The sequence below is a fragment of the Niabella yanshanensis genome (assembly GCF_034424215.1).
In the GTDB taxonomy this organism is placed as follows: Bacteria; Bacteroidota; Bacteroidia; order Chitinophagales; family Chitinophagaceae; genus Niabella; species Niabella yanshanensis.
In genome coordinates this window covers 4,847,087-4,859,522 of sequence record NZ_CP139960.1, presented here as the reverse complement: position 1 = coordinate 4,859,522, position 12,436 = coordinate 4,847,087, and the positions used below count along the sequence as shown (strand labels likewise).

Here is a 12,436-nt window from a genome sequence, read left to right as displayed (position 1 = left end):
CATGGTGATCACCACTGGTTTACCGGTCTTAACCTGTATCATTCGGGTAGTGACTCTTTGTCTTTAATCTCCTTCCATTTAGGTACCGATACATCAGCCCATCTAAGCCCAGTATACAAACAATATATAAACGCCTCACTCATTTCCTGGTTATGACTAGGTGTTGCCAGCAGCTTTAAATAATCTTCAACCTCGAAAATTTCCTTGAGTACTTTGGATGGATTTGCTTGTGCACCGACCTTTTCGGCAGGATTATTAATAAAGTATCTTGCTTTTGTCGCAGCATTAATCGCCCACTTGAATCTTGCAATAGTTCTGAGGAGTTTCTCCGGTTAGCCTTTTTAATAAAAACTTTCTGAATCTCTTACACAGATTCTCAGTGATATCTATCGGAGAAATATGTTCTTTCCCCAAAAACTCTCTGAACTTATTCAAACTACAAGGTAGATGCCTGTTGTCTTCTGATCTATGCTCTTTTACGTATTTGGCACAGAAGTCCGGAAAGTTTTCATGAAACTTATGCTTTGGTAATAAATGGCGTTCCTATAGCGTGGATATCCAGAATAGCCTGGCTTTCCTTTTTCTCTACCAATATCATAATAATAATAGATCTCATCTCCTTTCCTGTTTAATCTTTCCCAATAATTCATAACGCACAATTTTCAGGGTTAGGAAAAAGGGCCTCAAAGTAGGTACCACTTTTTGAATTTTTGTGCAACCGTAATGGGCTTGTTAAAGGGTCTAAAGAGAAAGTGAATGGAACTGAACAATTGTGGTTGAGAATCCGAATCCCTAAATATTTTTTAATCTTATAAAAAAAGTGTGTATCAAAGTGTGTGTCAATAAGCTGGTAAAATTGCCATACGGGGGTGGTTGGTGTGCCTGTAAGTGCAGGTTGGGTTCCTGCGAAAGTGTGTGTCATCTTGTGTGTCATTTATGTGCCAATGAAAGCGGTAGGAAGTGAAAAAAGCGACACAAATTTGACACACATAATAAAATAGCCTTGTAAATCAATGACCTACAAGGCTATTTTGTGCCCAGAACAGGAATCGAACCTGCACTCCGTTGCCGAAACAAGATTTTGAGTCTAGCGCGTCTACCAATTCCGCCATCTGGGCTTCTCTTCGAAACGGGGTGCAATATTACGAAATAATCATCAAAAATACACCCTGTTACAAAGTATTATTTTACGCCCCTATTTACAGCAACTTTTGCGTGGAATAGCCCTTAGAATAAATTTCCATACTTTTTTTAATATGATCATTCAGAAATCTTTAAAGTAAATTGCATACAACCCTGCTACAAAGTTATATGATTAAAATTGGCATCATTAAAGAAGAAAAGATACCTGCCGACAACCGCGTGGCTTTAACACCCGATCAGTGTAGGTGGCTCCTGTCTCATAACAACCAGTTGTCCATAGTTGTTCAACCTTCCGCAATACGATGTTTCCAGGATGCAGAATATGAGCGGGCTGGCGCCATATTATCAGATGATCTGCAAGACTGTTCTATTCTTTTAGGTATCAAGGAAGCTGCTGTTGATAGCCTAATTGAAGATAAGACTTACCTGTTCTTCTCTCATACCCGCAAAAAGCAACCCCATAACCGCAACCTGTTAAAAGCTATCCTGCAAAAAAACATCACCCTGATCGATTATGAGTGCCTGGAGCACGACGATGGTCAGCGTATCATCGGCTTCGGTTTTTTTGCAGGCATTGTAGGCGCTCATAATGGCATCATGGCCTATGGCAAAAGAACCGGATTATATGAATTGGAAAGGGTTTTTAAACAGAAAAACTTCAAAGAATTAATACATAGTTATTTTGGACTGAAGCTACCCAATATAAAGGTGGCAGTAACCGGTAGCGGCCGTGTAGCACATGGCCTTATCGAGATCATGAACCTGCTGGGATTGCATGAAGTAGAGCCGGATGACTATTTAAAAAGGCGGTTTACCTACCCGGTGTATACGCAGCTAAAAGGCAAGGACCTTTATGAACACGAGGTCACGGGCAATTATAGCCGCGAAGATTTTCATCAGCATCCACAGAATTATCAAAGCAAATTTTTACCTTATGCCAGCCAGACTGATATTTTGTTAAACGGTGTTTATTGGGAAGAAGGGATCCCCAGGCTTTTCAGGAAAGAACATATATCGCAACCCGATTTTATTATTCAAACCATTGCAGATATCTCTGACGATAAAGGAGGTTCTGTGCCTATTAATATGGGCAGCGCTACTATCGAAGCGCCTGTTTATGGTATCGATAAAACATCCCGTAAGCAAACAGCACCGTATGAACACAACGCTATAGATATAATGGCGGTAAGCAACCTGCCCAACGAACTACCGCGGGATGCCAGCCGCTATTTTGGAGAACAATTGATTAAATATGTTTGGGACGACCTGGTAAAGGGCGGAAATGCCATTATTCAACGAGCCACTATTGCATCCGGGGGCAGACTGACCCAACACTTTGCCTACCTGCAGGACTATGTAGCTGACAAATGATATTCTAACAAGACAAAAAAAACCGCTGCATGGATGCAGCGGCTTTAACTTATCATTGAATTGCTTATTAGCGCAAGAACAATAACTCGCGATATTTAGGCAGGTACCATTCTTTATCATCAACCAGCAGCTCCAATTTATCAGCGTGGTAGCGGATCTGATCAAAGAATGCAGCTTTCACCTGGCTTTCGTAAGCGATAGCCTTTGTACGTGTATCTTCAATAGCATTGGCTATTTTACGGGCTCCGATCATTTTCTCAACCAGGTCGCTGGCTTTGTTAATATGCTCAGAGATTTTGTCTAAGATCTGTTTTTGATTGGCATAGGCTTCTTCAGTTAAACCTGCTTCTTTTAAGCCTTTGATATTTTTAGCCAGCAGGTTCTGATAACGGATCGCCGGAGGCAGGATCATACTGGTAGCCATTTCACCCATGATACGACCTTCGATCTGTACTTTCTTAATGTATTTTTCCAGCTCGATCTCGTGTCTCGCGTGAAGCTCAGAATGACTGTAGATACCATTCTCAACAAACAGCTTGGTATTTTTTTCGTTTACCATCGCATCTAAAGCCAAAGGTGTTGTTTTCAGGTTGGGAAGACCTCTTTTCTCTGCTTCTTTTTCCCACGCTTCGCTGTAACCATCACCTTCAAACAATATTTTTTCGCTGCTTACAATATAATCATTGATTACCTGCATAATAGCGATCTCTTTCTTCTCTCCTTTCTCAATTAATCCGTCTACATCTGCTTTAAAGTTTTTCAGCGTTTGCGCCATGATCGTGTTCAACACCGTCATCGGGCTCGCGCAGTTAGCAGTAGAACCTACCGCCCTGAACTCAAACTTGTTACCAGTAAACGCAAATGGAGAAGTACGGTTACGATCGGTATTATCTAATAAAAGATCAGGAATATTTTTATGAATATCCAATTTCAGCATGCTTTCATCCTGCTCGTCCATGTCGCCGCTTACACGCTGCTTGATATCGTTCAATACCTTAGTCAGGTACTCACCAATAAATACAGAAATAATAGCAGGAGGTGCTTCGTTGGCTCCTAACCTGTGATCATTAGGTGCAGAAGCAATAGACGCTCTTAATACATCAGCATAATCATGAACCGCTTTGATGGCGTTTACAAAGAATGTAAGGAACATCAAATTGGTTTTTGGAGTTTTACCAGGGGCTAATAAATTAACGCCTGTGTCAGTAGATAAACTCCAGTTATTGTGTTTACCGCTACCATTGATACCGGCAAATGGTTTTTCGTGCAATAATACACGTAAGCCATGCCTGATGGAAATACGGCTCATTACATCCATCAACAAAGTGTTATGGTCAACCGCCAGGTTTGCCTCTTCAAAGATAGGCGCACACTCAAACTGAGCAGGCGCTACCTCGTTATGACGGGTTCTTAAAGGAATACCTAATTTATAGCACTCATTTTCGAAATCGCGCATAAAAGCATACACTCTTTCAGGAATAGATCCGAAATAGTGATCTTCTAATTGCTGGTTTTTAGCGGAGTTATGTCCATATAAAGTACGGCCACACATTACCAGGTCAGGTCTTGCACGGAATAAACCATCGTCCACAACAAAATATTCCTGCTCCCAGCCTAAAGTAACATTAACCCGGGTTACGTTCCTGTCAAAAAAGTTACAAACATCTACCGCCGCTTTGTTCAACAGATCGATAGATTTTAATAAAGGCGCTTTATAGTCTAACGACTCACCAGTGTATGAAATAAAAATGGTAGGAATACAAAGTGTACGGCCATGACCAATTTCAATAATGAACGGCGGAGAAGAAGGATCCCAACCCGTATAGCCTCTTGCCTCAAAAGTAGCACGCAGGCCACCATTAGGGAAAGAAGACGCATCAGGCTCCTGCTGAATCAATGCAGCGCCATCAAACTCTTCAATAGGCGTACCATCACTCTTCAATGTAAAAAACGAATCATGCTTTTCAGCAGTAGTACCGGTAAGCGGTTGAAACCAATGCGTAAAGTGTGTAACACCTTTGCTTTCTGCCCAGGCACGCATACCATTAGCGATGTTAGAAGCTACGTTTCTGTCTATTTTCTGTCCTGATTTGATTGAAGCAACAATACTTTTATAAGCGTCATCGCTTAAATACTCTCTTGCAGTTTTTAGGTTAAATACATGCGAGCCAAATACAGTGGTTATTTTTGGCGTAATCTTTCCCAACTCATCTGTTGTAGCCGGAATGTTCGAAAGTGCAGAAATTCTTAAAGACATCGTGATAAGTTTGTTTTAATTGAGTGCAAATATACGATTTAAGAGATTTTTTTATTAAAAATATTTGTAATCATCGCAAAAAATATAATTATTCTTATTTTTTTGGCAGTTTTAATAACATTATTTAAATTTATAATTTATTGACCCTTATTTTTAGTTTTCCTCAAAACAGTGCTATCTCCGGGCAGTTGAAAGAAAATACCTTTAATCCAGGTTAACCCAAACAGGTAAATGCCGGAATTCTTCGCAGGCTTTTGTAGATTTGCTACCCTTACAAAAAGTTATTGGCAGCGTATACCGCTGCTTCATTAATCGTTTTTAAAACAAATATCAGTGTCACAAAAAATAGCCATTATAGGCGGAGGAAACTTAGGTACCGCTATAGCACAGGGATTAATCAAAAGTGATTTCTGCAATCCGGCAGACATTACCATTACCAAAAGAAATCTATCTACCCTGAAAGGTGAATTACCCAAAACCGTTAAGATCACTGATGACAATGTAAAAGCAGCTTCGGACAGCGATGTGATCATTCTGGCGGTAAAGCCTTTCCAGGTAGAAGGGGTTATGAAAACCATCGCCCCCGTATTAACTAAAAAACAGGTTTTAATTTCGGTTATTACCGGTGTAACCGTCAGCGACCTGAAAGAAATGGCACAGATTGAGTTACCTGTGTTCCGCGCCATGCCCAACACGGCGGTTGCCATACAGGAAAGCATGACCTGTATCAGCTACGATAATGCCACCGACAAACAGGTGCAAACCGTAACTAAAATGTTCAATACCGTTGGAAAAGTGGCTGTTATTGATGACAAACTGATGGATGCCGCTACGGTATTGGGCGCCTGCGGCACCGCATTTGCCCTTCGTTATGTGAGAGCTAATATACAGGGAGGCATAGAAATTGGCTTCGATGCTAAAACAGCCAGCCTTATCGCCGCTCAAACGGTAAAAGGAGCGGCAGAACTGCTGCTTTCCAACAACACGCATCCTGAGCAGGAAATCGATAAGGTTACTACCCCCAAGGGCTGTACCATTGTAGGCTTAAATGAAATGGAGCACAGGGGCTTTAGCTCTTCATTGATCCGCGGTGTGATTACCAGCTATAAGAAAATCGCGAAAGATTAAAAACGCCGTTCATCACACCCCCTCATCTCAGTCTCTTGTGATGTTAATCGTAAGAGCATAGAAAAGGGTGGCCATTCCGCAGAGAAGATAGCTGAGGCTAATCAATTTAGCCGGTACATTTTTTTTGTTGTTGTTTTAATTCCTATCTTTGCATGACCTCCATAAGTTTCCCTTACAGGAGTATTTCTGCTGGTCGTTTTAAGATCCTTTTTCATACTAAATTTTATCACAACATTGTCTGCAAGTACCTTTTACTTGTTTGATAATATTTTATTGAGCGTAAACAACTTTTTATGGCCAAGTATATTTTTGTTACGGGCGGCGTAACATCTTCTTTAGGTAAGGGAATTATTGCAGCCTCTTTAGCCAAGCTGTTGCAGGCAAGAGGTTTCAGGGTTACCATCCAGAAGTTTGATCCATATATTAATATAGATCCCGGCACCCTTAATCCTTACGAGCATGGCGAGTGCTATGTTACCGAAGATGGCGCCGAAACAGACCTGGACCTTGGTCACTATGAGCGTTTTTTGAATATTTTCACCTCGCAGGCCAATAACGTAACCACGGGCCGTATTTATCAAACCGTTATTAATAAGGAAAGAGAAGGCGCTTACCTGGGTAAAACCGTGCAGGTGGTACCGCATATTACCAATGAGATCAAGCGCCGGATGATGGAGCTGGGCACTACGGGGGAGTATGATATTGTGATTACCGAGATCGGGGGTACTATCGGCGACATTGAGAGTCTGCCATTTGTGGAAGCTATCCGCCAGTTGCAATGGGAGCTGCCCGAAGAAGATACGGTTGTGATACACCTGACTTATATCCCCTACCTGAAAGCAGCAAAGGAATTAAAAACCAAGCCTACCCAGCATAGCGTAAGAATGTTAAGCCAGGAAGGTGTGAGCCCGGATATTATTGTGTGCAGGACAGAAAAGCCATTAACTCCTGAGCTAAAAAGAAAGATAGCCCTGTTCTGTAATGTAAAGCAGGAAGCTGTGATCGAAGCAACGGATCAGTCAACAATCTACGAAGTTCCGTTGGCCATGTTGCGTGAAAAACTGGACCTGACCTGTTTGAAAAAAATGAACATGGCAGATTACCCCGAACCCGAACTTTCCAAATGGCGCACTTTCCTGGATAAATTAAAGTATCCCAAAACAGTTGTACGTATTGGCCTGATTGGTAAGTATCTTGAGCTTCAGGATGCCTACAAATCTATTCTGGAAGCGTTTGTACATGCGGGCGCCGTAAACGAATGCCAGGTGCAGATCGTAAATGTACACAGCGAGTATATTACCGATGAGAATGTAGAAGAAAAACTGGCGGGCCTGGAAGGACTACTGGTAGCTCCCGGCTTTGGACTAAGAGGGATTGAGGGAAAAATTACTGCGGTAAAATATGCCCGTGAAAATGGCCTGCCTTTCTTCGGAATCTGTTTAGGCATGCAAATGGCGGCTATTGAATTTGCCAGAAATGTATTAGGTCTGAAAGAAGCTAATTCTACTGAAATGGATGAAAATGCTTCAGAGCCCGTTATCGCATTAATGGAAGAGCAAAAAGAAGTAACCGAAAAAGGCGGTACCATGCGATTAGGTTCTTATGCCTGCTCGGTAAAACCTGGCAGCCTCGCACATACTATTTATGGCGCTGAAAACATTACAGAAAGGCACCGGCATCGCTGGGAATTTAATAACAAATACCTGGATGCATTTGAGAACGCAGGTATGGTGGCCAGCGGTAAAAACCCCGATAGCGGGCTGGTAGAAGTAATCGAACTGCCTACACATCCTTTCTTCATAGGAGTGCAATACCACCCCGAATTAAAAAGTACGGTAGAGAACCCCCAACCCATTTTTGTACATTTTGTAAAGGCTGCTATGGCTTATAGCTCGGTTAATCCACAGGACCGTAAAGTGGAATTAGCTAAAATTTAATTTCCCTTTTCTCATATAATTATTATAAAGGCTCCTGCGGGAGCCTTTTGCTATATAATCACTTAATAAAAAGTCAGAACCCATATATTTGTTATAGATTAAATTGTACATTTAGCCATAAAATCGTTTTTCCCTTTACCGACAAAACTATAACGAAAGCAAGCATGAAAACAATTAACAGGTCCCAACTATTTACAGCAAGTTGCCTTGCATTATTGGTAACCTCTCTATCATTTGGCATACGGGCCGGTATTTTAAATAAACTGGGAGTAGACTTTGGGCTGGATAAGGGGGAACTGGGTACCATTGCCGCCACAGCATTCTGGGGATTTCCTCTTGCTGTCATAATCGGCGGGCTGATTGTTGATGTGCTGGGTATGAAAAAGCTGTTAGTTTTTGCTTTTTTATTTCATTTAATTGGTATCCTGCTCACCATTTTCGCCGGCAAATTCGGTAACCCCTTCTGGTCGCTGTTTTTTTCAACCCTGCTGATAGGTATTGCTAACGGAACGGTAGAAGCGGCCTGTAATCCGTTGGTTACAGCCCTTTTCCCCGAAAACAAAACAACCAAACTCAATCATTTCCATTTGTGGTTTCCCGGGGGCATCGTGCTGGGCACACTTATCGTCTACTTCTTCGATAAAATTGCATTGGGCTGGCAGATTCAGGTAGCTATAATGATTATCCCGGCACTTATTTATGGCTTTTTATTCGCAAAGCAGGATTTCCCTGTTACGGAAAGAGTTGCCAATGGTATCTCTACCGGTGAAATGTATAAATCGCTTGCCAATCCACTCTTTCTATTTATGATCATTTGCATGTTTGGTACTGCAATTACAGAGTTATTTACCGGCCAATGGATTGATGTTTTGCTCAGAAATGTAACGGATAATGCATTATTGGTGCTAACGGTATCCACCGGTGTAATGGTAATAGGGCGGGCTTTTGCGGGGCCTATTGTAGAAAAACTGGCGCCACAGGGAGTATTGTTAATGTCTGCAATACTGGCTACCCTGGGTTTATATCTTTTGGGTAACACCAGCGGTAATATGATTTTCGCAGGGGCTTTGGTATTTGGTGCCGGTGTTTGTTATTTCTGGCCAACCATGTTGGGATTTGTAGCCGAATACCTTCCTAAAACCGGCGCTGTAGGATTGAACCTTATGGGAGGTGCCGGTATGTTCGCCGTATCTATTTATATGATGTTTATGGGCGGGGTTTATGATAAATATATTGCGGAGAAACTACCTCAGGGCGCCGACATGAAATTGTATAATTCGGCCGAAGCTACGGAAGAAATGAAAACTGCCCTGAATGAAGCGAATAAGGCAGCCGGACCCGAAATCATTAATACAACTTTAATAATTCCCGTAATTCTAATAGCGGCTTTTATAGGCCTTAACCTATATATGCGCAAAAGAAGACAACTGGCGTTGTAAAAAATAACCAGGCCCACTGGCCTGATCAAAGATTGATCAATTAAAAAAAACAGAGCAATGAAGTCCACAACACGAGCCCAACTCTCCGTAATGATGTTTCTCCAGTTCTTCATCTGGGGAGCCTGGTTTGTAACCTTAGGGACTTTTTTAGGTACCAATCTTCAAGCAAATGGGTTGGAAATTGCTAACGTATTTTCCACCCAATCATGGGGTGCTATCATTGCGCCTTTTATTATTGGCTTAATTGCAGACCGTTTTTTTAATGCCGAAAGAATTCTGGCAGTTTTGCATTTGGCGGGGGCGGTTCTGATGTATATGATGTTCAATGCAGAAAATGTTGCTGTATTTTATCCGTATGTATTTATATACATGGTGTTGTATATGCCCACCCTTGCCCTAGTAAACTCAGTCTCTTTCAGGCAAATGAAAAACCCCGAAAAGGAATTTTCATTTATAAGAGTATTTGGAACATTAGGCTGGATCATAGCTGGTCTTATCATCAGCTTGCTTGACTGGGATAACAGCAATGCGGAAACCGGTGCATTAAAAAACACATTTATGATGGCGGCTATTGCTTCCGCAGCATTAGGATTATTTAGCTTTACTTTACCGAAAACACCCCCTGTAAAAAATGCTGAAGGCAACAAATCATTTACTCAGATAATTGGATTAGATGCGTTGAGCTTATTAAAGGATAAAAATTTCCTGACATTTTTCATTGCATCAGTGTTAATATGTATTCCCCTGGCGTTTTATTATCAAAATGCCAATCCGTTTCTTACAGCTGTCGGCCTTGAAAATCCTACCGCAAAAATGGCAATCGGCCAGGGTTCCGAATTATTATTCCTTTTACTGATTCCATTCTTATTTAAACGATTTGGCTTTAAGAACACCATTTTGATAGGTATGTTAGCGTGGGCGGTAAGATATTTACTTTTTGCGTATGGCAATGCCGGCGAATTATCTTTTATGCTAATCATAGGTATTGCCTTACACGGTATTTGTTATGATTTCTTTTTTGTATCAGGACAAATTTATACAGATGCCAAAGCAGGCGAAAAATATAAAAGTTCTGCCCAAGGGTTGATAACACTGGCTACCTATGGCGTAGGTATGTTGATTGGCTTTTGGGTAGCGGGTTTCGTAACCGAACATTACAAAACTGCATCCCCGGCTGACAGCTTCTGGCAAAATGTGTGGCTGGTACCCGCTGGTATTGCCGCAGTGGTTTGCTTCCTGTTTTCGGTAATTTTCAGAAACGATAAAAAAACAGCTACTAATGCATAGCAGAAGAAACATGCTTAAAACATTAGCTGCCGGCTCTGTTGCCGCCAGCCTCTCTCCATTAACTACATTTGCGAACGAAGAAAAATCAATGTATAAGCTAAAAGGAAATATTAACCATAGTGTATGCCAGTGGACTTTTGGCAAAGTTCCCCTGGAAGAATTATGCGTAACCGTAAAGAAAATGGGACTTAACGCCATCGACCTGCTGGCACCCAAAGATTGGCCTGTTATTCAAAAGCACGGCATCACCTGCAGCATGTGTTATATACCGGGTAAAGTAAGCCTGGTAGATGGATTTGCCGGAACTGAATTTCATGCGGGGCTGATTAAGGACTACGAAGAAGGCATCCCCCTTGTAGCCAAAGCCGGTTATAAAAACCTGATCTGCTTCAGTGGTAACCGCCGGGGCATGGATGATGAAACAGGCTTGAAAAACTGCGTGGAAGGTTTAAAAAAGATACTGCCTCTTGCCGAGAAACATAAAGTAGTATTGGTAATGGAACTCCTGAATAGTAAGGTAGATCATAAGGATTATATGTGTGATCACACTGCCTGGGGCGTAGAGCTTTGCAAGCGGTTAGGTAGCGAAAATTTTAAGTTATTATACGACATTTACCATATGCAGGTAGATGAGGGCAATGTGATTGCGAATATAAAAGCCAATCACCAGTACATTGCTCATTATCATACAGCAGGCGTTCCGGGCCGCCATGAGCTGAACGATAAGCAGGAACTTTACTACCCTGCTATTATGAACGCCATCCTGGAAACAGGCTTCAAAGGTCACGTGGCGCAGGAGTTTATTCCAACCGGTAAAACAGACCAGGAACGTTTTAAAGCGTTGGAGCAGGCAGTGCAGATTTGTGATGTGTAGAGGAAAGATAGTCAATAGTGAATGGTGAATGGTCAATTGCTGGTTAACGGTAACTAAGCGAAAACATAGTATTAAGAAGGATTCTATTAAAACTTTGAAAAATGGATAGAAAAGATTTTTTAAAAATGAGCGGCGGCGCTGCACTGGGCATGGCGCTGGCCTCCTGTGGAGCAGGCGGTAAGTCTACAGGCAACCGTGGCACCATCAAAAACCTGGGTATACAATTATACTCGCTGCGCGACGACTTACCTAAAGACCCGAAAGGCGTATTAAAAAAGCTGGCTTCATTTGGCTATAAGGAAATTGAAAGTTACGAAGGCGCTAATGGTATGTTCTGGGGCATGTCTAATACCGACTTCAAAAAATATATGGACTCGCTGGGATTAACCATTGTAAGCAGCCATTGTGACCATAAAAAAGATTTTGAACGAAAAGCAGCCGAAGCGGGAGCTATTGGTATGAAATACCTGATTTGCCCGTGGCTGGGTAAACAACGCAGACTGGATGATTATAAAAAAGCAGCCGAAGATTTCAACAAAGCCGGAGAGATCTGCCAGAAAAACGGAATCCGCTTTGCCTATCATAACCACGACTACTCTTTCAGAGTACAGGATACTCAATATCCGCAGGACATTTTAATGAAGAATACTGATCCGGCACTGGTAGACTTTGAAATGGATATGTATTGGGTAGTTACTGCCGGTCAGGATCCCATAGAGTGGATGAAGAAGTATAAATGGAGATTCAAACTCTGCCATATCAAAGACCGCAAAAAAGACACTCCTTTCAAAGAAGGAGAACCGAACCAGAGCTGTATCGTAGGAAAGGGATCTATTGATTATAAACCCATATTGGCACAGGCCAAGAACCTGGGCATGCAGCGCTATATTTTGGAGCAGGAAGCTTACGAAAAAGCGCCATTGGATTGTGTGAAAGAAGGAGCTGCTTATTTAAATAACCTGGTGTTTTAATCGAACGTTATAAAAAGTAAATGAAAGCT

8 protein-coding genes, 1 tRNA gene and 1 pseudogene are annotated in these 12,436 nt (G+C 41.8%); 7 read left to right on the top strand and 3 right to left on the bottom strand.

Annotated features, from left to right (window positions below):
* Positions 1 to 285: 285 nt before the first annotated feature.
* A pseudogene (locus U0035_RS23060) lies at positions 286 to 495 on the bottom strand (phage integrase SAM-like domain-containing protein); the annotation flags it as partial.
* Between the two features lie 539 nt (positions 496 to 1,034).
* Positions 1,035 to 1,118, bottom strand: a tRNA-Leu gene (locus tag U0035_RS20220).
* 193 nt (positions 1,119 to 1,311) lie between these two features.
* On the opposite strand from U0035_RS20220, the gene U0035_RS20215 reads away from it, so the two are divergent.
* Positions 1,312 to 2,514 (top strand): NAD(P)-dependent oxidoreductase, encoded by a 1,203-nt coding sequence (locus U0035_RS20215; protein ID WP_114790749.1) that lies wholly within the window; start codon positions 1,312 to 1,314, stop codon positions 2,512 to 2,514.
* Positions 2,515 to 2,581: 67 nt separating this feature from the next.
* Here the strand turns inward: U0035_RS20215 and U0035_RS20210 are convergent, their stop codons facing one another.
* Positions 2,582 to 4,771, bottom strand: a complete 2,190-nt coding sequence (locus U0035_RS20210; protein WP_114790748.1) for a glutamine synthetase III family protein — start codon at positions 4,769 to 4,771, stop codon at positions 2,582 to 2,584.
* A 333-nt stretch (positions 4,772 to 5,104) separates the two neighbouring features.
* On the opposite strand from U0035_RS20210, the gene proC reads away from it, so the two are divergent.
* The 6 genes from proC to U0035_RS20180 all read left to right on the top strand — a co-directional run bounded on the left by proC (position 5,105) and on the right by U0035_RS20180 (position 12,407).
* Positions 5,105 to 5,899 carry a pyrroline-5-carboxylate reductase gene (proC, locus tag U0035_RS20205; protein WP_114790747.1) on the top strand — a complete coding sequence of 265 codons (795 nt, stop codon included), beginning with the start codon at positions 5,105 to 5,107 and terminating at the stop codon, positions 5,897 to 5,899.
* A 293-nt stretch (positions 5,900 to 6,192) separates the two neighbouring features.
* Complete coding sequence (pyrG, locus tag U0035_RS20200; protein ID WP_114790746.1) at positions 6,193 to 7,836, top strand: CTP synthase; 1,644 nt, start codon at positions 6,193 to 6,195, stop codon at positions 7,834 to 7,836.
* A 164-nt stretch (positions 7,837 to 8,000) separates the two neighbouring features.
* Positions 8,001 to 9,275, top strand: coding sequence for an MFS transporter (locus U0035_RS20195; protein ID WP_114790745.1), 1,275 nt, complete (start codon positions 8,001 to 8,003; stop codon positions 9,273 to 9,275).
* A 57-nt stretch (positions 9,276 to 9,332) separates the two neighbouring features.
* Positions 9,333 to 10,562 (top strand): nucleoside permease, encoded by a 1,230-nt coding sequence (locus tag U0035_RS20190; protein ID WP_114790744.1) that lies wholly within the window; start codon positions 9,333 to 9,335, stop codon positions 10,560 to 10,562.
* Positions 10,555 to 11,436: a hydroxypyruvate isomerase family protein gene (locus U0035_RS20185; protein ID WP_114790743.1), complete on the top strand. Its 882-nt coding sequence runs from the start codon at positions 10,555 to 10,557 to the stop codon at positions 11,434 to 11,436. The genes U0035_RS20190 and U0035_RS20185 overlap by 8 nt, the downstream gene beginning before the upstream one ends.
* Positions 11,437 to 11,537: 101 nt before the next feature.
* Positions 11,538 to 12,407 carry a TIM barrel protein gene (locus U0035_RS20180; protein WP_114790742.1) on the top strand — a complete coding sequence of 290 codons (870 nt, stop codon included), beginning with the start codon at positions 11,538 to 11,540 and terminating at the stop codon, positions 12,405 to 12,407.
* The last annotated feature ends 29 nt before the right edge of the window (positions 12,408 to 12,436 follow it).

Bases quoted from the DNA above. Each gene is read 5' to 3' on its own strand.
- U0035_RS20215 (WP_114790749.1), top strand. From the start codon at position 1,312: ATGATTAAAATTGGCATCATTAAAGAAGAAAAGATACCTGCCGACAAC.
- U0035_RS20210 (WP_114790748.1), bottom strand. From the start codon at position 4,771: ATGTCTTTAAGAATTTCTGCACTTTCGAACATTCCGGCTACAACAGAT.
- pyrG (WP_114790746.1), top strand. From the start codon at position 6,193: ATGGCCAAGTATATTTTTGTTACGGGCGGCGTAACATCTTCTTTAGGT.
- U0035_RS20195 (WP_114790745.1), top strand. From the start codon at position 8,001: ATGAAAACAATTAACAGGTCCCAACTATTTACAGCAAGTTGCCTTGCA.
- U0035_RS20190 (WP_114790744.1), top strand. From the start codon at position 9,333: ATGAAGTCCACAACACGAGCCCAACTCTCCGTAATGATGTTTCTCCAG.
- U0035_RS20185 (WP_114790743.1), top strand. From the start codon at position 10,555: ATGCATAGCAGAAGAAACATGCTTAAAACATTAGCTGCCGGCTCTGTT.
- U0035_RS20180 (WP_114790742.1), top strand. From the start codon at position 11,538: ATGGATAGAAAAGATTTTTTAAAAATGAGCGGCGGCGCTGCACTGGGC.